Origin of the sequence: Lentzea indica, from assembly GCF_012184385.1 — a bacterium.
GTDB lineage: Bacteria > Actinomycetota > Actinomycetes > Mycobacteriales > Pseudonocardiaceae > Lentzea > Lentzea indica.
On sequence record NZ_VSRL01000140.1, the window covers coordinates 1 to 23,130 of the forward strand.

19 protein-coding genes and 1 pseudogene are annotated in these 23,130 nt (G+C 67.6%); 9 read left to right on the forward strand and 11 right to left on the reverse strand.

The features are described 5' to 3' along the window. Positions 1-448: 448 nt before the first annotated feature. Together FXN61_RS30705 and FXN61_RS30710 are read right to left on the reverse strand one after the other, a co-directional pair. Positions 449-1,420, reverse strand: coding sequence for a quinone oxidoreductase family protein (locus FXN61_RS30705; protein ID WP_167977484.1), 972 nt, complete (start codon positions 1,418-1,420; stop codon positions 449-451). A 1-nt stretch (position 1,421) separates the two neighbouring features. Further along, the gene (locus tag FXN61_RS30710) at positions 1,422-2,222 is read right to left on the reverse strand and encodes an SDR family NAD(P)-dependent oxidoreductase (RefSeq protein ID WP_312878108.1); all 801 of its coding nucleotides are present in this window, start codon (positions 2,220-2,222) and stop codon (positions 1,422-1,424) included. A gap of 142 nt (positions 2,223-2,364) precedes the next feature. Between FXN61_RS30710 and FXN61_RS30715 the strand changes: the two genes are divergently transcribed. After that, positions 2,365-3,117, forward strand: a complete 753-nt coding sequence (locus FXN61_RS30715; protein ID WP_312878109.1) for an SDR family oxidoreductase — start codon at positions 2,365-2,367, stop codon at positions 3,115-3,117. Between the two features lie 3 nt (positions 3,118-3,120). Continuing rightward, entirely contained in the window at positions 3,121-3,573 is a 453-nt protein-coding gene (locus tag FXN61_RS30720; protein WP_167977487.1) for a MaoC family dehydratase, read from the forward strand. A gap of 3 nt (positions 3,574-3,576) precedes the next feature. Here the strand turns inward: FXN61_RS30720 and FXN61_RS30725 are convergent, their stop codons facing one another. Further along, positions 3,577-4,143, reverse strand: a complete 567-nt coding sequence (locus FXN61_RS30725) for a TetR/AcrR family transcriptional regulator (protein ID WP_167977488.1) — start codon at positions 4,141-4,143, stop codon at positions 3,577-3,579. Positions 4,144-4,181: 38 nt separating this feature from the next. Here FXN61_RS30725 and FXN61_RS30730 point away from each other — a divergent pair, with 38 nt between their 5' ends. Further along, the gene (locus FXN61_RS30730) at positions 4,182-5,228 is read left to right on the forward strand and encodes a DUF2855 family protein (RefSeq protein ID WP_167977489.1); all 1,047 of its coding nucleotides are present in this window, start codon (positions 4,182-4,184) and stop codon (positions 5,226-5,228) included. Here the strand turns inward: FXN61_RS30730 and FXN61_RS30735 are convergent. From FXN61_RS30735 to FXN61_RS30750, 4 genes and pseudogenes are all read right to left on the reverse strand, one after another. Further along, on the reverse strand, positions 5,218-5,760 hold the full coding sequence (locus FXN61_RS30735; protein ID WP_167977490.1) for a 3'-5' exonuclease: 543 nt from the start codon (positions 5,758-5,760) through the stop codon (positions 5,218-5,220). The genes FXN61_RS30730 and FXN61_RS30735 overlap by 11 nt on opposite strands. 32 nt (positions 5,761-5,792) lie before the next feature. Beyond that, the gene (locus FXN61_RS30740; RefSeq protein ID WP_167977491.1) at positions 5,793-6,551 is read right to left on the reverse strand and encodes an SDR family NAD(P)-dependent oxidoreductase; all 759 of its coding nucleotides are present in this window, start codon (positions 6,549-6,551) and stop codon (positions 5,793-5,795) included. 14 nt (positions 6,552-6,565) lie between these two features. Continuing rightward, positions 6,566-7,761: pseudogene (locus FXN61_RS30745) on the reverse strand (acetyl-CoA C-acetyltransferase). A gap of 10 nt (positions 7,762-7,771) precedes the next feature. Further along, a complete protein-coding gene (locus FXN61_RS30750; protein ID WP_167977492.1) occupies positions 7,772-8,917 on the reverse strand; it encodes an acyl-CoA dehydrogenase family protein in 1,146 nt (381 codons plus the stop codon). A gap of 92 nt (positions 8,918-9,009) precedes the next feature. Between FXN61_RS30750 and FXN61_RS30755 the strand changes: the two genes are divergently transcribed. After that, the gene (locus tag FXN61_RS30755) at positions 9,010-9,651 is read left to right on the forward strand and encodes a TetR/AcrR family transcriptional regulator (protein WP_167977493.1); all 642 of its coding nucleotides are present in this window, start codon (positions 9,010-9,012) and stop codon (positions 9,649-9,651) included. Here FXN61_RS30755 and FXN61_RS30760 read toward each other — a convergent pair whose 3' ends face one another. Next, positions 9,652-9,924 (reverse strand): GlsB/YeaQ/YmgE family stress response membrane protein, encoded by a 273-nt coding sequence (locus FXN61_RS30760; protein WP_167977494.1) that lies wholly within the window; start codon positions 9,922-9,924, stop codon positions 9,652-9,654. A gap of 85 nt (positions 9,925-10,009) precedes the next feature. Then, positions 10,010-10,789, reverse strand: a complete 780-nt coding sequence (locus FXN61_RS30765; protein WP_167977495.1) for a sporulation protein — start codon at positions 10,787-10,789, stop codon at positions 10,010-10,012. A 181-nt stretch (positions 10,790-10,970) separates the two neighbouring features. Here FXN61_RS30765 and FXN61_RS30770 point away from each other — a divergent pair, with 181 nt between their 5' ends. The 3 genes from FXN61_RS30770 to secA2 all read left to right on the forward strand — a co-directional run bounded on the left by FXN61_RS30770 (position 10,971) and on the right by secA2 (position 17,674). Further along, positions 10,971-13,982, forward strand: a complete 3,012-nt coding sequence (locus FXN61_RS30770; RefSeq protein WP_312878110.1) for a carboxyl transferase domain-containing protein — start codon at positions 10,971-10,973, stop codon at positions 13,980-13,982. 9 nt (positions 13,983-13,991) lie between these two features. Then, complete coding sequence (locus FXN61_RS30775; protein WP_312878111.1) at positions 13,992-15,287, forward strand: MFS transporter; 1,296 nt, start codon at positions 13,992-13,994, stop codon at positions 15,285-15,287. Between the two features lie 101 nt (positions 15,288-15,388). Further along, a complete protein-coding gene (gene secA2 / locus FXN61_RS30780) occupies positions 15,389-17,674 on the forward strand; it encodes an accessory Sec system translocase SecA2 (RefSeq protein WP_312878112.1) in 2,286 nt (761 codons plus the stop codon). Positions 17,675-17,984: 310 nt separating this feature from the next. On the opposite strand, the gene FXN61_RS30785 is transcribed toward secA2, so the two are convergent. Beyond that, on the reverse strand, positions 17,985-19,097 hold the full coding sequence (locus tag FXN61_RS30785; protein ID WP_167977496.1) for an aromatic ring-hydroxylating oxygenase subunit alpha: 1,113 nt from the start codon (positions 19,095-19,097) through the stop codon (positions 17,985-17,987). A gap of 45 nt (positions 19,098-19,142) precedes the next feature. After that, positions 19,143-21,506 carry a GcvT family protein gene (locus FXN61_RS30790; RefSeq protein WP_167977497.1) on the reverse strand — a complete coding sequence of 788 codons (2,364 nt, stop codon included), beginning with the start codon at positions 21,504-21,506 and terminating at the stop codon, positions 19,143-19,145. Positions 21,507-21,669: 163 nt separating this feature from the next. Between FXN61_RS30790 and FXN61_RS30795 the strand changes: the two genes are divergently transcribed. Then, a complete protein-coding gene (locus FXN61_RS30795; protein ID WP_167977498.1) occupies positions 21,670-22,011 on the forward strand; it encodes an MmcQ/YjbR family DNA-binding protein in 342 nt (113 codons plus the stop codon). Continuing rightward, complete coding sequence (locus tag FXN61_RS30800) at positions 22,004-22,969, forward strand: acyl-CoA dehydrogenase family protein (protein WP_167977499.1); 966 nt, start codon at positions 22,004-22,006, stop codon at positions 22,967-22,969. The genes FXN61_RS30795 and FXN61_RS30800 overlap by 8 nt, the downstream gene beginning before the upstream one ends. Positions 22,970-23,130: the final 161 nt, after the last annotated feature.

Consider the following 23,130-nt stretch of genomic DNA (forward strand, 5'->3'; position numbering starts at 1 on the left):
GCCACAGGCCGAGCCTGCCAGAAACGGCCGGCTCAGCACTCATTAGCCGAGCCCGCCCTTCACACACAACGCCGGTGGGGTGGTCCCGTCACGAGTCGTACCGACGCGTCCTGCCGCGCCCGAGGGGATAGGTCAAGTCGACACGCTTTTCGTCGACTTGACCTATCCCCTCGGGTGTGGCTGCCTCCGTGCGACTCGTGACGGGACCACCCCACACCAACAGCACCACCTACGCAGCCGCAAGCCGCCCAACGCAACAGGCGTGCCATCAACCCACGCGCGGCGCTGGACAGGTCTTTGATCAGATTGGCGGGGTCTGGGGCAGCGCCCCAGAAAACTCTCGCAACCGCCAGCTAAACAACGCAACGCGCCCACCTACGGACACGAAACCGGCAGCCGCCAACGAAACAGGGAGACGGCCTACGCAACGAACGCGCAAAGCCAACCCTCACCGAGACGGATCAAGCAACAACTTCCCAGCCGTCCGCCGAGACCGAAGATCCTCGTGTGCTTGCCGAATCTCCCCCATCCCGTACTCCCCACCAGGAACAGCCTTCAACTTCCCATCAACCACAAGCTGAAACAGCTCAGCCATGGCCCGATGCGCCAGCGTCCCGTGCTCGGCATCCCGAACCTTCAGGGCGTGGGGCAGCCACATACCCGCAACGGTCGTGGAGTGCACGAGCAACGATCCGAGATCGACCGGCTTCGGCCTTTCCCGCGAGGCCATGCCATAAAACGCAAGCCGCCCGAACGGAGCCAGCGCCACCAACGACTGATCAGTGGTAGCCCCTCCAGTCATGTCGAGCACGATGTCGACCCGACGTCCGCCGTTGGCTTCGATCAACGTCGCGGTCATGTCCTCGGAGCGCGAGTCGACAGCAACGTCCGCCCCGAGGTCGAGGGCCAGCTTCCGCTTGTCGTCAGAAGAAGCGGTAGCGATGACCCGTCCAGCACCCCACAACTTGGCCAGCTGCACCGCGATCGTGCCCACACCACCGGCAGCGGCGTGAACGACAACCGACTCCCCGGCCTCGAGGTGAGTCGACTTCCGCAGCAACAACCAGGCCGTGGCGCCCTGCACGACCAACGACAGCGCGGTCAGGTCGTCCACACCGTCCGGCACGTCGAACGTCGTCAAAGCGGGCGCGACGGCCTTCTCCGCGTACCCACCGGAGTTCTTGGTCAACGCAACGACCCGCCGGCCATCGACGGTCGTGCCGGCGACTTCGCCACCCGGCACCAACGGCAGGGTCATGCGAGCCAGGTAGGAGTTCTCCGCCTGGTGCGTGTCGGCGTAGTTCAGGCCGGCGCGCGAAACGTTGATCAGCACCTCGCCCTCTGCCGGCACCGGGTCGGGCAGGTCCACCTGCTGGAGCACCTCTGGTCCACCGAACTCGGTGATCTGAATGGCACGCACGTCAGCTCTCCTTGAGCGCGATAGAAACAGGATCCAAAGAAGCGGCGCCGACCCGCGAGCCGTCGGCGGCACGCGGCCCTGGCGGGTTGCGGAACCCGAACGGCTCCGACGCCCTGCCTGCCTGGACGAACCAGGCCTCGCCGGTTCCCGAACCCTCCACAATGGACATGAACGTGTCCACCACGGCCGACACCGGCAGGATCGGCATGCCGATGTCCTCCAGCGTCGAGCGCAGCGGCGTGATGATGTTGGTGTCGGCGAACGCGGGACAAAGCGCGTTCACACGGACATCCGTGTACGCGCCGCCGAGCGCACGCACCAAGCCCACGACGGCGGCCTTGTTGGCGCCGTAGACAGGATCGCCGGGCATCGGCATGAGACCGGCCATCGACGCCGTGGCGATGATCTGGCCACCGGAGGCGCGCAACGCGGGCAGAGCCGCGTGCACGCCGTAGACGACACCGTCCAGGTTGATGGCCATCGCGCGCCGATAGAGCTCAACGTCGAAGTCGTCACCCAACGAGCACCCGGTGCCGATGCCGGCGTTCAAGAACGCGATGTCCAGGCCACCGAACTCCCGCACGGCCACCTCGACGGCCGAAGCGGAGTCCGCTGGATCGGTCACATCGCAGCGCACGAACACGCCGCCGACCTCATCGGCAACGACTTTGCCCTGGTCAGCGTCGATGTCGGCGATCACGAGACGCGCGCCGCGCTCAGCCAGACGCCGGGCGGACGCGGCACCGATGCCGTTCGATCCGCCGGTGATGAGCGCGACCTTGCCGGTGAGTTCCACGGGCACCTGCCTCCTCGCGGTGACAACTTCTAGGCGAACATTCCGACCAGTCGGTATGGTCGTCCGCGCAGCGCTGGACGTCAAGCGGACTGATAGGTACGTTACTAAGCGCTTGCTTAGCTCACCATCCCCCAACGAAGGAGGACCCGTGGCCGACAGGGTTGCCATCGTCACCGGCGCGGCTCGCGGCATCGGTGCCGCCGTCGCGCAGCGTCTCGCCGCGGACGGCCTGGCCGTCGCGTTGCTCGACCTCGACGAGCCTGGCGTGCTCGACGGCGCCGCGAAGATCGTCGCGGGCGGTGGGCGCGCCATCGGCCTGAAGGTCGACGTGTCCGACGAGGAGCAGGTCAACGCCGCGGTCGCGAAGGTCGCCGAGGAGCTCGGCGCACCCACCGTGCTGATCAACAACGCCGGCGTGCTGCGCGACAACCTGCTGTTCAAGATGACCGCGGGCGACTGGGACACGGTCATGAACGTGCACCTGCGCGGCGCGTTCCTGATGAGCAAGGCCGTTCAGGCCCACCAGACGAAGGAAGGCTTCGGCCGCATCGTCAACCTGTCGTCCACGAGCGCGCTCGGCAACCGCGGCCAGGCCAACTACTCCGCCGCCAAGGCCGGTCTGCAGGGCTTCACCAAGACCCTCGCGATCGAGCTCGGCAAGTTCGGCGTCACGGTCAACGCGATCGCGCCCGGCTTCATCGCCACCGAGATGACCAAGGCGACCGCCGAGCGCATGAAGATCTCGTTCGAGGACCTGATCAACGGTGCCGCGCAGACGATCCCGGTCGCGCGCGTCGGACAGCCCGAGGACATCGCGCACACCGCGTCGTTCCTCGTCAGCGAGGGTGCCGGGTTCGTGTCCGGCCAGGTCATCTACGTCGCCGGCGGACCGAAGGACTGACACATGCGCGTCTTCGAGAACATCGACGAGCTGGTCGCCGCCAAGGGCGAGCACCTCGGTTTCGGCGAGTGGCACGAGGTCACGCAGGAGCAGGTCAACCTCTTCGCCGACGCGACGCTGGACCACCAGTGGATCCACATCGACGTCGAGAAGGCGAAGAAGGGCCCGTTCGGCGGACCGGTGGCGCACGGCTACCTGACGCTGTCGCTGGTGCCGTACCTGGTGCGTGACATCTACACCGTCAAGAACATCAAGATGGGCGTGAACTACGGCAGCAACAAGGTCCGCTTCCCGCAGCCGGTGCTCGTGGGCGCCAGGGTGCGCGGCGGGGTCGAGCTGCTGGACGTCTCGGACATCTCGCTGGGCAAGCAGCTCGTGACCAAGGTCGTCATCGAGATCGAGGGCAGCGACAAGCCCGCCTGCGTGGCCGAGATCGTCAGCGTGATTGTTCCCTAATGATCAAACACTGAGGCTGTGGATCAGCAGATCCGCGTAGTGCTCCGCCAGCCGCCCGGCCGGGATCTCCCCGTCCGGGCGGTACCACGTACCCAGGTGGTGCAGCGAGCCGAAGAAGTAGTGCGTGGCGAGGTCGGCGGGCACGTCGGCGCGGAAGGTCCCTTCCCGCTGCCCTTCCTCGACCAGACCGCGGAACTTCTCGTGGTAGCGCCGCCGTTCCGCCCGCACCTCTTTTTGCTTCTCGGCGGAGAGATGATCGATCGACCGGAAGAACACCTTGGCGGCGTCGAAGTTGTCGACGCTCGTGATGATCACGTCGATGGCGGCCTCGCGCAGCCGGTCGGCGATCGGCGCGTCACCCGAGGCGATCTTCTCCAGCCGTTCGGTCTGCATCCGCAGCAACCGCCCGTAGATCTCGTGCAGCAGGTCGTCCTTCGACCCGAAGTAGTGGTACATCGCGCCCTTGGTGACACCGGCGCGCTCCACGATCTCCTGCACGGCGACGCGCTCGTACCCCTTGTCCGCGAACAGGCGGGTGGCGGCGTCGATCAGTCTTTCAGGCACGGTCACGACCGGAGCGTACCTCCCGACCTAGGAGAATTCTGGCAATGATCAGTCGCTGGACCGTTGTCGTCGCCCGCGACGACCTCACCAAAACCGAAGTGCTGCACGACGAACTGCCCGCGCTGACTGACGGCGAGGCGCTGCTGCGCGTCGACAGGGTCGGCCTCACCGCCAACAACGTCACCTACGGCGTGATCGCTGACGTCATCGGCTACTGGCGCTTCTTCCCCACCACTGCGGAAGGCCGCGGCGTCATCCCGGTGTGGGGCTTCGCCGACGTGGTCGAATCCACAGTGGACGGCCTCCCGGCCGGCACCCGCGTCTACGGCTACCTGCCGATGGCCAGCCACCTCGTGGTGCGGCCCAAGCTGACCTCGTCCGGTTTCGTCGACGTCAGCGAGCACCGCGCGGACCTGCCGGCCGTCTACAACAGCTACCTCGTCACCACCAGCGACCCTGCCTACGACCCGCGGCTGGAAGACCTCCAGGTGCTGTACCGGCCGCTGTTCCTCACGTCGTTCCTGCTCGCCGACCGGCTGGCGGACAACGGCTTCTACGGCGCCCGCACCGTCGTGATCTCTTCCGCCTCCAGCAAGACCGCGTTCGGCACCGCGCAATGCCTTCACAACCAAGGCGTGCGGCTCGTGGGCCTGACATCGCCGCGCAACGTGGAGTTCACGAAGAGCCTGGGCCTCTACGACAGCGTGCTCCCCTACGACGCCGCCGTCGACGTCGAACCCGCGGTGTACCTGGACTTCAGCGGCTCGGCCGACCTGCGCGCGACGCTGCACGACCGCCTCGGCTCCGAGCTGGTCAAGGACATCTCGATCGGCCTCACCCACCAGGCGGCCTCCGCGGACCCGCGCTCCGAGTTCTTCTTCGCTCCCGAACAGCTGCGCAAGCGCACCGCCGACTGGGGCTCTGACGGCCTGGCTCAGCGCTTCGGCGAGGCGTGGCGCGGCTTCACCGCGCGGGCAGGCGACTGGGTCGGCGTCGTCGGGCACAGCGGCCCGGACGAGCTGATCGAGGTGTGGCAGGCCGTGCTCCAGGGCAAGACGAACCCGAACACGGCCGACGTGATCACTTTCTGAGCAGTTCGGCCAGCAGGCCGGCGATGTTGTAGGCGTCGTCGTGGCCGCGGTGGTGCGTTCCGTCGAGCTTCTGCCCGGCGATGCGCATCGCCTCGGCCATGCCGACCTCGCGCGGCAACGCGTGAACCAGAGCGAAGAGCGTCTTGACGTTGACGTGCCGTGGCCCGAACGGATACTTCACGCCGAGGTCCTTGCACTGCCGCGAGAACATGTTGCGGTCGTAGTCACCGTAGGAAGCCCAGACCCGGTTGTCCGAACGGAACTCCTTGCGCAGCAACGCGCACGCCTCAGCGAACGAGACGCCCGAGGAGACCTGCTCCTGCGTCAACGTGGTCAGCTGAGTGCAAAAGGGACTGACGGACGACCGCGTGGGCCGCACCAGAACACTTCGCCGCTCGCCACGGACCCCGGAGCCCACCTCGACCGGGCAGATCCCGATCTCGATGATCTCCGAGACCTCACCGGGAGGCGGCGATCCTTCCCAGCACGTCGACTCCACGTCGACGACCAGCACCTGATCCAGCGATATCACGTGCTGATCGTCCCTGACGTGTCCAGCGGAGATCAGACGATGACCGCGCCACCGTCGACAACGAGCGTCTCGCCCGTCACGTACCCACCGGCAGGTGAAGCCAGGAAGACAACGGCCGCAGCCAGTTCCTCCGGGTCGCCGATGCGTCCGGCCGGCAGCACCGCCTGCATCTTCTCCATGTAGCCGGGCGGGTACTGGTCGGTCATCTCCGAGGTGAAGAAGCCGGGACAGATCGCGTTGACCCTGATGCCCTTGCGCCCGGTCCACTGCTGCGCCAGATCGCGCGTCAGACCCAGCAGCCCGGCCTTCGAAGCCGAGTAGGCGGCCTGCGGGATGCCGCCGGTCACCAGCCCCAGCACGCTGGAGATGTTGATGATCGACCCACCGGACTTCATGACGGAAGCTGCCGCCTGAGCCATCCAATAGGCGCCGTTGAGGTTCACGTCCATGACGCCGAGGAACTCCTCCGGCGTCTCCCGCGAAGCCGGCACCGCGGACGCCACACCAGCGTTGTTCACCAGCACAGCAACAGTGCCGAACTCGGCGGCCGCACGCGCGACCTCACGGCAGTCGTCGGGCTGCGAGACGTCGCACTGCACGACGAGCGCGCGGCGGCCGACCGACTCGACCAGGGCGGCCGTGTCCTTCAGCTTGTCCGCACGACGGGCCGCCAGCACGACGTCAGCGCCAGCCTCCGCGAGCCCCTTCGCGAACGCCACGCCAAGACCAGAGGACGCGCCCGTGACGATCGCGACCTTCCCGTCCAAACGGAACTTGTCCAGGATTCCCACTTCGCCAGAACCTTTCAGCTCAGTCGTTCCAGGATGATCGCCATGCCCTGACCGCCGCCGACGCACATCGTCTCCAGCCCGAACTGGGCGTCGCGGGCCTGCATGCCGTTGATCAGCGTCGTCATGATCCGCGCGCCGGTCGAGCCGAACGGGTGGCCCAAAGCGATCGCGCCGCCGTGCACGTTCAGCTTGTCGATGTCGATGCCCAGGGCACGCTGGCTGCCGAGCACCTGCACCGCGAACGCCTCGTTGATCTCGACCAGGTCGATGTCCGAAATGGACAGACCGGCGTGTCCCAGCGCCTGACGGGTCGCCTCCACCGGGCCAAGACCCATGATCTCCGGCGAAAGCCCGGAAACACCGGTGGAAACGATGCGCGCCAACGGCGTCAGCCCCAGCTCCTTCGCCCGCGTGGAACTCATGATCACCACAGCGGCCGCGCCGTCGTTCAGCGGGCAGCAGTTGCCGGGCGTGACCGTGCCATCGGCCGGAACGACGGCTTCAAAGAAGCAACAGCCTCATAGGTCACGCCGGCACGCGGACCGTCGTCAGCAGAGACGACAGTGCCGTCGGGCAGCACGACGGGCGTGATCTCGCGGGCGAAGAACCCGTCCGCGATCGCCTTCTCCGCGAGGTTCTGCGACCGCACGCCGAACTCGTCCTGGTCGTGCCGCGAGATGCCCATCTGCGTGGCGACGTTCTCCGCGGTCTGGCCCATCGAGATGTAGTAGTCGGGCAGCTTGCCGTCCAACCGCGGATCGGTCCACAAAACGTTGGAGGCGGCCGTGTCCAGAGTCCGCTGCTGAGCCTCGTCGAACAACGGGTTGAACGACGGCGCGCCGGAGTGCATGTACCGGGAAACGCACTCGACACCGGCGGAAATGAACGCGTGCCCCTCCCCCGCCTTGATGGCGTGGAAGGCCATCCGCGCGGTCTGCACCGAGGAGGCGCAGAACCGGTTCACGGTCGTGCCGGGCACGTTGTCGTACCCGAGCTGCACGGCCACGCGGCGCGCGATGTTCTGGCCGTGCTCGTCCTGCGGCTCGGCGCATCCGAGGTGCAGGTCGGTGATCTCGGTGGCCGGAACGTCCTTCAGCGCGGCGGAGATCACCTGCGCGGCCAGGTCGTCCGGCCTCAACGAGACCAGGGATCCCTTGCGGGCACGCCCGATCGGCGACCGGGCGGTGGAGACGACGACTGCTTCAGCCACAAAACACCCCTTACAGGCCCAGGTCGCGGCCGATGAGTTCCTTCATGATCTCGTTGGAGCCCGCCCAGATCTTCGTGACGCGGGCGTCCATCCAGGCACGGGCGACGCGGTACTCGGTCATGTAGCCGTAGCCGCCGTGCAGCTGCACGCAGGCGTCGATGACCTCGTTCTCGATGTCGGCGCTCCAGTACTTCGCCTGCGCCGCCTCGACCGCGGTCAGCTCGCCCTTGACGTGCTGCATGGTGAGGGTGTCGATGAACGCCTGCGAGACGTCCAGCTTCGTGCGCAGCTCGGCGAGCAGGAACTTGTTGTGCTGGAACTTGCCGATCGCCTGGCCGAACGCCTTGCGCTCCTTGACGTACTCGAGCGTCTCGTCGAAGACGCCCTGGGCGTGCGCCAGGTTCGAGATGGCGCCGCCGATCCGCTCCTGCGGCAGGCGTTCCATCATGTAGATGAAGCCCTGGCCCTCCTCACCGATGACGTGTTCCTGCGAGAGGCGCACGTCGGAGAAGAACAGCTCCGCGGTGTCGGACGGGTGCTGGCCGACCTTGTCGAGCTTGCGGCCGCGCTCGAAGCCGGGCATGCCGGTCTCGACGGCGAACAGCGTGATGCCGCGAGCACCCTTCGACGGGTCGGTGCGCGCCGCCACGACGATCATGTCGGCGGTGTAGCCGTTGGTGATGAACGTCTTGGAGCCGTTGAGGATCCAGTCGGAGCCGTCGCGGACCGCGTTGGTCTTCAGCGCCGCCAGGTCCGACCCACCGGAAGGCTCGGTCATCGCGATGCCGGTCTTGATCTCGCCGGTGCACATGCCGGGCAGCCAGCGCTGCTTCTGCTCCTCGGTGCACAGGTCGACGAGGTAAGGGGCCACGACGTCGCCGTGGATGCCCAGCGACGACGCGACAGCCGCGTTGACCCGGCACAGCTCTTCGGCGAACACCGTGTTGAACCGGTAGTCGTTCGCGCCGCTGCCGCCGTACTCCTCGGGGATCTCGAGGCCCAGCAGACCCTGGCGACCGGCCTCCAGCCACACGTCGCGGTCGATCACGCGCTGCTCGATGAACTTCTCGACGTTCGGCGTGACCGTGCGCTCGACGAACGCCTTCGCCGACTCCCGGAACGCGGCGTGATCCTCGTTGAACAGCGTCCGCTGCACGACTACCTCCATACTAAGCGGTTGCTTAGCGCTAAGCGCCCGCTTAGCGTGCAGTACGATTCATCACCTGTCAACACGCGAGGAGCGGCCTGATGACGACGACCGGCCCCAAACTCACGGCTGGACCGGACGAGTTCGCGCTGCTCGACGAGATCTGGCGAGCCGTGACCCCGGACGCCGCCCGCCGCATGCTCATCGCAGCAGTCCACGCGTTCGCAGGCAAGGGGTATCACGCCACCACGACCCGTGACATCGCTTCTCTCGCGGGCATGTCACCCGCGGCCGTGTACATCCACTACCGGTCCAAAGAAGAGCTGCTCTTCAACATCTCGCTCGTCGGCCACCAGACGTCGCTCACCCTGCTGTCGAGCATCCAGGGCGGCGACGCGGTGGAACGACTGAAGAACGCCGTGGCTGCGTTCGCGGGCTGGCACGCGGAGTACCACACGACGGCACGGGTGGTGCAGTACGAGCTCGGCGCGCTCTCTCGTGAACACCACGCGGAGGTGGCGGAGCTGCGCCGGCAGATCGAGCAGCAGATGCGTGCGTACATCTCCGACGGCGTCGCGGAGGGCGTGTTCGACGTGCCGGACCTCAAGGGCGCGACCCTGGCCGTGCTGTCGCTGTGCATCGACGTCGCGCGCTGGTACCAGCCGAGCGGGAAGCGGACCCCCGACGAGATCGGCGCCTTGTACGCCGACCTCGTCCTCAGGATGGTCCGTCCGACGAGCTGACTAACGAATCGCCTTGCGGCCGTACACGCCGGCCACGACCGAGACACCGACTGCGGCGACGATGATCTGCACGATCACCTCGATCCAGTCGATGCCCGCCGTGTCCGCCACGCCGAGCAGCCGGGCGATCCACGTCCCGACGAACGCGGCCGCGATGCCGACCAGCAGGGTCAGCCAGATCGGGATGGCCTGCTTGCCCGGTGCGAACAGCTTGCCCAGCAAGCCCAGGATCAGACCGATGATGAGCGCGCCGAGAATGCTCTCGATGGTCACGGACGCCTCCTCCGCTACTCCCCGATGCGCTCGGGGATCTCGGAGAAAATCATCCCGTCCCTCGGCATGATCCGCAGCTTGAGAGCTACCAGCGGCTGCCGGAGACCTGGCTCATCCACTGGTTGATCGTCGCGGTCCAGTCCGTGCCGACCGCCTGCTGGTGCGAAACAGCGAAACGGCCGTACGCGTCACCACCCGCACGGAGCAGCCCGGCGCGCTTGTCGGCCTCCAGGATCACGTGCAGCTCGGTGGGCGTCGTGACGAACGTCAGCTCGACCTGCTTGACGCGGCCAGCGAACTGCGGCGGCGGGTAGAACTCGATCTCCTGGTAGAACGGCAGCGTCTGCGGCACGCCGTGGATGCGGCCACGCTCGTTGTCCGCCTTCGTGAAGCGGAAACCCATCTGCCCGAACGCCTGCAGCACCGCGTCCTGCGACGGCAGCGGGTGCACCCAGATCGGGTCGAGGTCACCGGGGTCGACGGCGCCGCGGACCTCGAGCTCGGTGCGCAGGCCGAGCTGCATGCCGGCGAGCTGCATGCCGCCCACGACGTTGAGCGGGCACTCGACCGGCACCGGGACCTGGAACGGCAGCGACAGGTTCTGGTGCGGCTGGGCCATGATCCGCTGTCCCACGGAGAACTTGTGGAACTCCATGTTGGTGTTGTACTCGTTGTCGCCGCTCTCGACCTCGACGCGGGTGAGCAGCGCCAGCGTGACGTGGTCGATCTCGGCCGGGTGGTCGCCGCCGGCGATCCGCACCTCACCGCTCAGCATCTCGCCAGGCCGAACGTTCGGGTTGGTCAGCACCGTGTCGACAGTCGGCCCGCCCACGCCGAACGCGCGCAACATCCTCTTGAACACCACTGCGGCCTCCTGAAGCCCTTCGCAACTTTGCGGGGAAGTCTGCCAACTGAATCGTCGGTTTCCTCTGAAGCGTTCCGTTGACGCCTCAACACCCAGATCGGTTCCGTATGGACTTCCGTTGACTTCAGATGGCAGCATGCGACCGCCGTCACATACTAAGCGGTCGCTCAGGAGGATTGCCGTGCTGCTCGTCGCCAACCGGGGTGAGGTCGCCGTCCGCGTGCTGCGCGCGGCCGCCGACCTGGGAATCCGCACCGTGGCGGTGTACGCGGAGGACGACGCTTCTTCCCTGCACGTGACGCTCGCGGATCGTGCCGTCGCACTGCGTGGGGATTCGCCGTACCTGGACGTCGATCAGATCCTGGACGCCGCCGACGGATGTCAGGCCGTGCATCCGGGGTGGGGCTTCCTGTCCGAGAACGCTTCTTTCGCACGGGCATGTGCCGAGCGCGGGCTGGCGTTCGTCGGGCCGTCGCCCGAGGTGCTGGAGCTGCTGGGCGACAAGGTGCGGGCCCGGTCCTTGGCGGCGTCCTTGGGGATCCCGGTGCTGGACGCGGCGCCGGGCGAGTTCCCCGTGATGGTCAAGGCCGTCGCCGGCGGTGGCGGCAAGGGCATGCGGGCCGTGCACCGGCCGGAGGACCTCGACAGTGCCGTCGAGGCGTGCCGGGCGGAGGCGCTGGCGGCGTTCGGGGTCGGGGACGTCTACTTCGAACGGTTGCTGCCCTCCGCCCGGCACATCGAGGTGCAGCTGGTGGGCACGTCCGTGATCGGTGACCGCGACTGCTCGTTGCAGCTGCGGCACCAGAAGGTCGTGGAGATCGCGCCCGCTCCCCTGCTGGATCCTTTGGTGCGCAAGGCACTTCACGACGCAGCCGCGGCCATCGCCTCCGCTGCCGGGTACACCGGTGTCGGCACGGTGGAGTTCCTGGTGTCCGGGGACTCGTTCGCGTTCCTGGAGGTCAACCCGCGGCTTCAGGTCGAGCACACCGTCACCGAAATGGTGTCCGGTGTGGACCTCGTGCGCACCCAGCTGTTGCTCGCCTGGGGTGGCGAGGTGGACTTCACGCCTTCCGACCGTGGTGCGGCGGTGCAGGTCCGGGTGAACCAGACCTCCGGCGGAACCCTGTCCGCTTTCGGACTGCCTTCCGGTCCCGGCGTTCGCATCGACACGCACGGGTACGTCGGTTATCGGGTCGGGACGCGGTACGACGGGCTGCTCGCGAAGCTCGTCGTGCACGGCGAGGACCTGGACGTCGCCCTGAACCGGGCGCGGCGGGCGTTGCGCGAGTTCCGCATCGAGGGTGTCGGCACGAACCTGGAGTTCCTGAACTCGTTGCTGGCTCGCGACATCGTGGGTGCGACGACTGACTTCATCGTCGAGGAGCCGGCGGCCGGGATGCGAGCGCCGCTGGCGGGCACCGTCGTCGCCGTCTCGCCGGATTCCGTGGTGCTGGAAGCGATGAAGATGCAGCACGTCGTGCAGGTGTCCGGCGACGTGCTGGTGTCGGTCGGTGACACGGTGTCCGAGGGGCAGCTGCTCGCTTCCGGCGGCGGCGAGTCCACTGAGGACTCGGTTGCCGTCGACCTCGATCACGTCCGGCCGGACCTGGCCGAGGTGCTCGAACGTCACCGGTTCGACCGCCCGGAGGCTGCCGCGCGGCGACACGCGTCCGGCGGACGGACGGCACGGGAGAACATCGAGGACCTTTGCTCCTCGTTCGTCGAGTACGGCGGACTGGCGATCGCCGCCCAACGGCAGCGCCGTTCGTTGGAAGAGCTGATCGAACGCACGCCCGCCGACGGCATGGTGGCCGGCATCGGTGTCGTGAACGGCCAACGGATCGTGGCGATGTCCTACGACTACGCCGTGCTCGCCGGCACACAGGGCATGCGCAACCACCAGAAGAAGGACCGCCTCTTCGCCCTGGCACAGCAGGAGAACCTGCCGGTGGTGCTGTTCGCGGAGGGCGGCGGCGGACGTCCCGGCGACACCGACCACAGCATGGTCAGCGGCCTCGACTGCGGCTCGTTCCACGCGTTCGCCCAGCTGAGCGGGCAAGTGCCGCTGGTGGGCGTCGTCGCGGGCCGCTGCTTCGCCGGCAACGCGGTGCTGCTCGGCACGTGCGACGTGATCATCGCGGTCGAGGGCGCGAACATCGGCATGGGCGGTCCGGCGATGATCGAGGGCGGCGGCCTCGGCGTGTTCCGCCCCGAGGACATCGGCCCGTTGGACGTCCAGGTGCCCAACGGCGTCGTGGACATCGCGGTGTCTACCGAAGAAGAGGCTGTTGCCGTCGCGAAGAAGTACCTCTCCTACTTCCAGGCTCCCGCAGGCGTCCCCTCGACGAGTGCGCAGCCTTCGTCCGCGCCCTCGGGGGAACCCCTAAAAACAATTCTCCCAGACAGCACCGACAATTTCGGATCGTGGAAGTGCGCGGACCAGCGCCGGCTCCGCCACACCATCCCCGAGAACCGCCTCCGCGCCTACGACATCCGCACGGTCATCGACACCCTCGCCGACACCGACTCGGTCCTGGAACTCCGCAAGGGCTTCGGCAAGGCCATCGTGACCGCCCTGGTCCGCGTCGAAGGCCGCCCCCTCGGCCTGATCGCCAACGACCCCGGCGTCCTGGGCGGCGCGATCGACGCCGACGCGGCCGACAAGTGCGCCCGCTTCCTGCAGCTGTGCGACGCGTTCGACCTCCCGGTCGTCTCCCTCTGCGACACCCCGGGCTTCATGGTCGGCCCCGACGCCGAACGCACGGCCACCGTCCGCCACCTCACCCGCATGATCGTGACGGGCGCCAACATCACCGTCCCCTTTGGACTCGTCGTTCTCCGCAAGGCCTACGGCCTGGGAGCCCAGGCGATGGCGGCGGGATCACTCAAGGTCCCGCAGTTCGCCATCTCCTGGCCCACCGGCGAGTTCGGCCCGATGGGCCTCGAAGGCGCCGTGAAACTCGGGTTCAGGCGAGAGCTCGACGCCATCGAGGACCCGGAAGAACGCAAGCAGCGCTTCGACCAGATGGTCGCCATGGCCTACGAGCACGGCAAAGCGCTGAACGTCGCCTCGGTCTTCGAGATCGACGACGTGATCGACCCGGCCGACACCCGCCGCTGGATCACCACGGCGCTGGCCCCCGCAACTTCCCGCCCCCAAGGGAAGAAACGCCCGTTCGTCGATACCTGGTAAGGAGAAGCCGTGGTCAGTGTCGCCCCGACTGAACAGAAGACCTTGCGCAGGCTGATGGCAGCCGGACTCGTTGGTTCGTCCCTCGAGTGGTACGACTTCTTCATCTACGCGACCGCCGCGGCTCTTGTGTTTCCCAAATTGTTCTTCCCCGAGGCAACGCCGATCGTGGCGCTGCTCCTGTCGTTCAGCACGTTCTGGGCGGGCTTCATCGCTCGCCCGATCGGCGGCCTGGTCTTCGGCCACGTCGGCGACAAGTTCGGCCGCAAGCCGGCCCTGGTGATCTGCCTGGCACTGATGGCCGCCGCGACGTTCCTCATCGGCGTGCTCCCCACCACGGCGGCCATCGGCGTCGGCGCACCTCTGCTCCTGGTGCTGCTCCGCTTCCTGCAGGGCATCGCGGTCGGCGGCCAGTGGGGCGGCGTGGTCCTGCTGCTCACCGAAACGGCGGGCCCCGGGAAGCGCGGCTTCGCGGGCACGTTCGGCCAGGCCGGCGTCCCGATCGGCGTGCTGCTCGGCAACGTTGCCTTCATCAGCGCCACCACGTCGCTCTCGCCGGCAGCGTTCGCCTCGTGGGGCTGGCGGATCCCGTTCCTGGCGTCGGCAGTTCTGTTCCCCGTCGTGCTCTTCATCCAGATGAAGGTCGAGGACAGCCCGGTCTTCCGTGAACTGAAGGAACGCCGCGCCTCCGGACCGGCCGTCGTCCAAGCCCCGCTGAAGGAGGCCCTGCGCACCCACCGCAAGCCGATCCTGCTCGGCGCGGGCCTGATGTTCGCCTCGAACGCGATCTTCTACGTCTCGATCGCGGGCCTGCTCTCCTACGCCACCACGACACTGGGCCTCTCCCGCGAGTCCGTGCTGATCGTGAGCCTGCTGTCGTCGATCGTGAGCATCCCGGTGATCCTCTACTCCGGGCACCTCTCCGACCGCCTCGGCAGGCGGCCGCTGATCATCGCGGGCGCCGTGGGACTCACGCTCTGGGCGTTCCCGTACTTCCTGCTGGTCGACACCGGCTCGCTCGTGTGGATGTTCGTCGCGGCCACGGTCGGCGGCATCGCGTCGTCGCTGGTCTACGGGCCCATCGCGGCCTACCTGGGTGAGCTGTTCGAGCCGCACGTGCGGTACTCGGGCGCCTCGCTCGCCTACCAGCTGGCGTCGATCCTGGTCAGCGGCGGCACGCCGTTCATCATGACGGCGCTGCTCGGGGCGACCGGGACGTCGATGTCCGTGTCCGCGTTCCTGTGCCTGATGGGTCTGGCGACGCTGTTCTCGGCACTCAAGCTCCCCGAGACCAACCGAGTGAGCTGACCTGCGAGTTCTATGATTCGGGGCGAGGTGAACCGGACATTTCCGGCTTCACTGTCAAGACCTCTGCGGAACCTGCGGCCGATGCCGTACGTTGCTGCGTCGTGACCACTCTCATGGCGCGCTTCAAGCAGCGGATGCGCCGGTTCGCGCAGAAACCGGCGTCGGTTGACCTCGCCCCGTTCCAGGCACTGCTCAAGGACGTGCAGAAACACGCTGACACGTTCAAAGCGTTCAGCGACGAGGAGCTGACGGCACACGCCGCGAAGCTGCGCGAGGAGAGCGACGACACCGAGCTGGTGGCCCTCACGCGTGAGGCCGCCGAGCGCGCCATCGGGCAGCGTCCGTTCGACGTGCAGGTGCTCGGCGCCCTGGGCATGCTCAGCGGGCTCGTCGTCGAGATGGCGACCGGTGAGGGCAAGACGCTCGCGGGCGCCATGGCCGCGGCCGGGTTCGCGATCAAGGGCAAGCGCGTCCACGTGGTCAGCGTCAACGACTACCTCGCCCAGCGCGACGCGGAGTGGATGGGACCGCTGTACCGGCTGCTCGGCGTCTCGGTGGGCTGGATCAACGGCAGCTCGAAGGCCGACGAGCGCCGCGAGGCCTACCGGTGCGAGGTCACGTACGCGCCCGTCAGCGAGATCGGGTTCGACATCCTGCGCGACCGGATCGTCACTCGCGAGGAAGACGTGATCGTGCCCGAGCAGGAGGTCGCGCTGATCGACGAGGCCGACTCGGTGCTCGTCGACGAGGCGCGCGTGCCGCTCGTGCTCGCCGGCTCGACCAGCGCGGAGGCCGCCGACCCCGTCATCGCGGACCTCGTGAAGCGGCTCAGGCAGAACCTGCACTACGAGATCGACGACGAGGAGCGCAACGTCTTCCTCACCGGCGCGGGTTCGGAGGCCGTCGAGCGCGCGCTCGGCGAGATCGACCTCTACTCGCAGGAGCACGTCACCTCCACTCTGTCGAAGGTGAACGTCGCCCTGCACGCGCAGGTGCTGCTGCACCGCGACGTCGACTACATCGTGCGCGACGGCAAGGTGCACCTGATCAACGACACCCGCGGCCGCGTCGCGAAGCTGCAGCGGTGGCCGGACGGCCTGCAGGCCGCGGTCGAAGCCAAGGAGAGCGTGCAGACGACCGAGTCGGGCGAGATCCTCGACTCGATGACGGTGCAGGCGCTGCTGGGGCGGTACCCGACGCGGTGCGGCATGACCGGTACCGCTGTCGCCGTCGCGGAGACGCTGCGCGAGTTCTACGAGCTCGAGGTGCTCGTGATCCCGCCGAACAAGGAGAACATCCGCGAGGACGAGCACTTCCGCCTCTACGCGACGCTGGAGCAGAAGGAAGAGGCGATCGTCGAGGAGATCAAGACCGTCCACGAGACCGGGCGGCCGATCCTCGTCGGCACGCTGGACGTCGCTGAGTCCGAGCGGATCTCCTCCAAGCTGCGCGACGCCGGGCTCGAGTGCGTGGTGCTGAACGCGAAGAACGACGCCGAGGAAGCGGCGATCATCGCCGACGCCGGCTCGTACGGGCGCGTCACCGTCTCCACGCAGATGGCCGGTCGCGGTACGGACATCCGTCTCGGTGGCCACGAGGGCGAGGACCACGACCGGATCGCCGAGCTGGGCGGCCTGTACGTGATCGGCACCGGACGCCACTCGTCCTCACGCCTGGACGACCAGCTGCGCGGCCGTGCGGGACGTCAGGGCGACCCCGGTGGCTCGGTGTTCTTCTCGTCGATGCAGGACGAGCTGGTCACCCAGTACGCGCCGGACGCGGAGGATCCGTCCGATGTGGACGACGACGGCCGCGTCAACGACAAGGGCCTCATCCACACCTTCGAGCACGCGCAGCGCGTCGCCGAGGGCGTGAACCTGGAGATCCACCGCAACACGTGGCGCTACAACAAGCTGATCGAGCACCAGCGCGACCTGCTGCTCCACCACCGCGACGTGGTGCTGCGCACGGACGCGGCGTTCGAGAAGCTCGGCAAGAAGGAAGGCGCGCCGGACGAGGTGGCCGCCGAGGCCGCCCGCAAGATCACGCTGTTCTTCCTCGACGACCTGTGGACGCACCACCTGACGTTCCTGTCAGACCTGCGTGAGGGCATCCACCTGCGCGCGCTGGCCCGGCAGAACCCGTTGGACGAGTTCCACCGCGAGGCCATCCCGGCGTTCAACAAGATCGTGCCGGAGTCGTGGGAGCTGGCCAGGGAGAAGTACGAGGCGGCCAAGATCACCGACGACGGCTACGACCTCGCCGACGCCGGTGTGAAGCGGCCGAGTTCGACGTGGACGTACCTGGTGCACGACAACCCGTTCGGCTCCGGACTGGAAGAGTCGATGAAGGGCCTCGTCAAGATGGTGCGCGGCCAGCGTCGCTGAGAGTCATCCGTTTGGGATCAAGTCATCCGCGGGTCTGGCGGGCCGGGGCAACGTCTCGGCCCGTCTGCCTGTTCCCGCTGTGGCCGTGGTCATCTCCTCGGAGAGCATTCTGATCTCCGCGAGGATGTCCAGGTGCTCTTGCGACGGCGGCGGGCCAACGAGGTTGGACCGGTTGTGCGCCGTCCGTTCCGCGCGCTCGGCCAGCTGCCGGATGCGGCGGAGGAGATCGTGCTCCCCGTCTGGGGGCAAGAAGTCCGTCTGCTCCATCACCCGTGCAAGCTTTCGCGTGCACGGGTGATGCGTCGATCCCCTAGTCGGCTGATTCCAGTTTCTGAACCAGCCACGTGTGGAAACCTCCGATGTGATGCTCTGACGGCACCAGCACTCCACCGCGTGCGTAGGCGCGTGAGGCCATCGCGGGCTGGCAACGCTCGCAGGCTTCGAAGTCCTGCTCGTTCACCCGGTGGAACAGCTCGACCGAGCGAGAGACGTCACGGCCGGTATCGACCACTTCCTTGGCGTAGAGCCAATCGCACTCGACGATCGTGCGATCCGCCGCCAGCGGGTACATGCGGTGCAGGATCACGTGGTCCGGCACCAGGTTGATGAACACCTGCGGCTTGATCGTGATCGCGTAATACTTCCGGTCCCGTTCCTCTTCCAGGGCCGAGAGTTTCCCGAAGCCCTCACTGCCGTCGACGGTGAAGCCCTTGATCTCGTCGCCGAACTCCGCGCCGTGCCCCACGTAGTACTGCGCCGCGTAGCCGTCGGCGAACTCGGGCAGCACCTCGGTGAGCTCGGGGTGGATCGTCGCGCAGTGGTAGCACTCCATGAAGTTCTCGATGATCAGCTTCCAGTTGGCCTTGACGTCGTAGACGATTCGTTTGCCCACGGACAACTGGTCGATCTCGTACCCGTCGATGGCCTCCAGCGTGCCGAGACGTTCTGTCACGGCGCTGAGGACGTCGTCCTCGAAGCTCGGCGGTTCGTCGGCGAGGCTGACCCAGGCGTAGCCGAGCCACTCACGGAGATGCACTTTCGTCAGGCCGTATTCCACGCGGTCGACGTCCGGCATCGAGGTGAGGTTCGGCGCGGCGATCAGCTTGCCGTCCAACGCGTAGGTCCACGCGTGGTACGGGCACTGGAACGCCCGCTTGACGCTGCCTGCCTCGTCGACGCAGATGCGCGCGCCGCGATGTCTGCAGACGTTCAGGAACGCGTTCAGGGCGCCGTGACGGTCTCGTGCGATGAGGACGCTCTCGCGCCCGACCTGCACGGTGCGGAAGTCGCCGGGGTTGGCGAGGTCACCCGACTTGACCGCGCAGAACCACATCTTCTCGAAGATGTTCTCCTGCTCCCGGACGAAGATCGCCGGGTCGGTGTAGTAGCGGCCCTCGAGGGTCGAGATCAGGCTGCCGGTCATGCTCCGCCTCTCAAGCGAGCAGGGTCGAAAAATGCGTAGGACACGTCAGCCTCGGAGCCGCTTCATCTCGGGGTCGAACAACGGCTCCTGCGCCGCGTGCGCCTTGACCCTCTGCCCGAAGTACTCGATCTCCACCTCGTCGACGCCGGTCGGCAGCCACGCGTACGCGATGTTGAGCCCCGTCGTGTACCCGTACGCGGCGCTCGTGACGTAACCGACCGGTTCCCCTTGGTGGAACACGGGTTCGCTGCCCATGACCACGTTCTCCGGGTCGTCGATCGTCAGACAGGTGAGCTTCTTGGTGGAGGTGCGGCTCAGCAGTGCTTCCTTGCCCACGAAGTCCTTGTCCGTGCGGACCGCGAACCCGAGCCCCGCCTCGAACGGGTCGTGCTCGGTCGTCACGTCCGTGCCCCAGGACCGGTAGCCCTTCTCCAGCCTCAGGCTGTTGAACGCCCCGCGCCCGGCCGCGATGACACCGTGCCGCTGCCCCGCCTCCCACAGCGTGTCCCACAGCTTGGGTCCCATGTCCGCGGTGGTGTAGAGCTCCCAACCGAGTTCGCCCACATAGGACAGTCGCAGTGCCGTCACCGGAACGTTCTTGATGAACGCCTTCTGCGCCGTGAAGTAGCCCTTCCGCGTGTCCAGCGTGTGCGAGATCTCGTTGATGAGGTCGCGTGCTTTCGGCCCCCACAAACCGATGCAGCACGTGCCGGCCGTGATGTCCCTGACGTGGACGTCATCCGGCGCGTGCCTGGTGAGCCAGTCGAGGTCGAGGTTGCCGTTCGCGCCGACCTGGAAGGTGTTCTCGTCGAGGCGGGCGATCGTGAGGTCGCTGCGAACCCCACCCCGCTCGTCCAGCAGCAGCGTGTAGACGACCGCGCCGGGCTTGCGGTTGAGGTTGTTCGTCGTCATGCGCTGCAAGAACTCCAGCGCTCCCGCCCCGCTGACCTCCAGCCGCTTCAACGGCGTCATGTCGAACATCGCGACCCGCTTGCGCGTCACGAGCGCCTCGGCACCGCAGATCGGCGACCAGTACCGGCTCGCCCACTCGTTGCGCCGCGGCACTTCTGCGACCTCCGGCAGGTCCGCGTTGGCCTCGTACCAGTGCGGCCGCTCCCACCCGGACGCCTCCAGGAAGAACGCGCCGAGCTCCTGCTGCCGTCCGTGGAACGGACTCGTCCTGATCGGCCGCGGACTCTCCATGGGCTGCAACGGATGCAGCACGTCGTAGACCTCGACGAAGTTCTGGCAGCTCCGCTCCAGCACGTAGTCCGGCGCCAGCTGCACCTGCTCGAACCGGTTGAGGTCGCTGGAATGCAGGTCCAGCTCAGGCTGCCCGTCGACGATCCACTCGGCCATCGCCTTGGCGACACCGGCGGAGTGCGTGATCCACACGGCCTCCGCCACCCAGAACCCCCGCAGCCGCGGATGCTCGCCCAGCAACGGCATCCCGTCACTGGTGAACGAGAACAGCCCGTTGAACCCGTGATCGACCCCGGCCTCGGCCAGCGCCGGGATCAGCTCGACGGCCGCGTCCCACGACTCCTCGAAGTCCTCCTTGGTGAACGGCAGCTCCGAGGAGGTGATGTCCTTGGCCGCGATCGGCATGGGCCTGTGCCCGTACGCCCCGATCCCCAGCGCCTCGCCGTGGGCGCGGAAGTACAGGTCCGCTTCCTGGTGCCGCAGGATCGGCTGCCGGGCGAGGGCCTCGGAGCTGGCGTTCACGGTGCCGGTGAAGACGTACTGGTGCGCCATCGGCACCAGCGGAATGGTCAGTCCGACCATCTCCCCCAGCACCGGTCCCCACATCCCGGCACACGACACCACGATGTCGGCCGGGAAGACGTCCGTCTCGGTGCGCACGCCGGTGACGCGGTCACCGGCGGTCTCCACCGCGACGACCTTCTGCCCGAACGCGAACCGCGCGCCGCGCTCGACGGCGCGCGCGGCCTGCACCTCCGCCGCGGCAACGGGCCTCGCGAGGCCGTCACTCGGGATCAGGAACCCGCCGAGGAGCCGCTCCCGGTCCAGCAACGGGTGCAGGCGCGCGACCTCGTCAGCGTCGACGAGGCGGCTCTCCACGCCCCACGACGTGGCCCATCCGTGGCGACGGGTCAGGTCGGCGAGGCGTCCCGGCGAAGTGGCGATCTCCAGGCCACCGATCTGGTCGAAGCAACCCAGCGCGGTGTACTTCTCGACCGTGTAGCGGGCGAACGAGGTCATGCTGCGGCACGGGTTCGTCTGGAACACCAGGCCCGGCGCGTGGCTGCTCGAGCCGCCGGCGGCAAGACCCTGCGCCTGGTCCAGGACCGTGACGTCGGTGAAGCCCCGTTCGGTGAGCTCGTCGGCCAACGCACAACCGACGATCCCCGCCCCCACGAGCACCACGCGAGGCACATCTCCAGGCATCAGGACACCCTTCGCCGCAGTTGCGCGCAACAGAACCCGTTCCGCTATCTGCAACAAGTTGCGGCCAGTGCGTCCGGCTGTCAAGACCGCCGTTCGGGCGGCGGAGGTTCGAGAGCTTCCATTCGTACAAGCACGCGACCGGCGCGGCCGTCAGGATGGACGCATGCCAACCTGGGACGACGTGGTCGACACCGCGAAGCGGCTGCCCGAGGTGGAGGAGTCCACCTGGTTCAGGACTCCCTCGCTGAAGGTGGCCGGCAAGGGCTTCGCCAGGCTCCGGACGGAGGCCGAGGGCGGGCTCGTGCTCATGTGCGACCTGGACGAGAAGGCCGCTTTGCTCGCCTCCGGCGACCCGGCCTTCTACACGACACCGCACTACGACGGTCACGGGTCGATCCTGGTCGACCTCGAGAAGGTCGACCCCGGCCAGCTGGCCGAGATGATCGAGGAGGCGTGGCGGATCAAGGCCCCCGCCAAGCTCCGGAAGACGCGAACCCGTGAGTGACGCCCTCCGCGAAGCACAGCGGATCGCCGACGAGGTGCTGTTCCCGGCGGCGCTGGAGGTCGACGCGCAGGACCACGTCCCGCACCTGGACCTGCTGGCCGACGCGGGGTTCTACGGCCTCGCCTCGCCGGAGTCCATTCTCGACGTGCCCGACTACCCGACGGTGCAACGGATCGTGGAAACGCTCGCGAGCGGCTGTCTGGCCACCACGTTCGTCTGGGTCCAGCACCACGGCGCCGTCATCGCCGTGGCGGGCACCGACAACCACGATCTTCGCGACGAGTACCTGTCCCCGCTCGCCACCGGACAGTGCCGCGCCGGGCTCGCGGCGGGAGCAGCGGTGCGGCCGGGAGCGCCGCTGCTCACCGCCGAGGCCGTGCGAGGAGGCTGGCTGTTCGACGGCCAGGCGCCGTGGGTCACCGGGTGGGACATGATCGACGTGCTGTACGTCGCGGCACGGGACGAGCACGACGTCCTGGTGTGGGCGTTGGTGGACACCGCGGAACTCTCTGCGACAGAGCCGCTGAGGATGGTCGCGGCGCAGGCGAGCCGGACGGTGACGCTCCGGTTCGATCGGCTGTTCGTGCCGCACGAGCGGGTCACGTCCATGATCACGCGAACCGAGCACCTCAAGGGCGATCCCGAGTCGCTGCGGTTCACCGGGTCGCTCGCGCTCGGGGTCGCGAACCGGGCGATCAAGCTGATGGGGCACGACGAAGCCGAGCTCGACGCGGCGCGGGACCGGCTGCACGAGGTCGGCCACGACCTGATCCCCGACGCCAGGGCACAGGCGGCGGAGCTCGCGCTCAGGATGGCCGCGGCGCTCGTCGTGCACGACGGGAGCCGGGCCATCCTGCCGCACGAGCACGGTCAGCGACTGATCCGCGAAGCGACGTTCCTGCTCGTGTTCGGGACGCGGCCGGAAATCCGGGCCGCGCTGCTCGATCGGTTTCGCTAGTAGACCGTCGCGGCTAACTCTTGGGGTATAGGTGGCGGAGCCGGGTGCGGGCGTTGTCGGTGGTGAACTGCCAGTCGACTCCGCGCTGGTTGGCGTTGGTGGTGTGTTGCCAGGCGGTGAGTTCGGTGTTGAGGGTGTCGAGGTCGCTGATGCGGCGGTCG

What these genes read in the sequence shown, in the direction of transcription:
- FXN61_RS30720 (WP_167977487.1), top strand. Translation starts at nt 3,121, where the DNA reads ATGCGCGTCTTCGAGAACATCGACGAGCTGGTCGCCGCCAAGGGCGAG.
- FXN61_RS30795 (WP_167977498.1), top strand. Translation starts at nt 21,670, where the DNA reads ATGCCAACCTGGGACGACGTGGTCGACACCGCGAAGCGGCTGCCCGAG.
- FXN61_RS30755 (WP_167977493.1), top strand. Translation starts at nt 9,010, where the DNA reads ATGACGACGACCGGCCCCAAACTCACGGCTGGACCGGACGAGTTCGCG.
- FXN61_RS30785 (WP_167977496.1), bottom strand. Translation starts at nt 19,097, where the DNA reads ATGACCGGCAGCCTGATCTCGACCCTCGAGGGCCGCTACTACACCGAC.
- FXN61_RS30730 (WP_167977489.1), top strand. Translation starts at nt 4,182, where the DNA reads ATGATCAGTCGCTGGACCGTTGTCGTCGCCCGCGACGACCTCACCAAA.
- FXN61_RS30790 (WP_167977497.1), bottom strand. Translation starts at nt 21,506, where the DNA reads ATGCCTGGAGATGTGCCTCGCGTGGTGCTCGTGGGGGCGGGGATCGTC.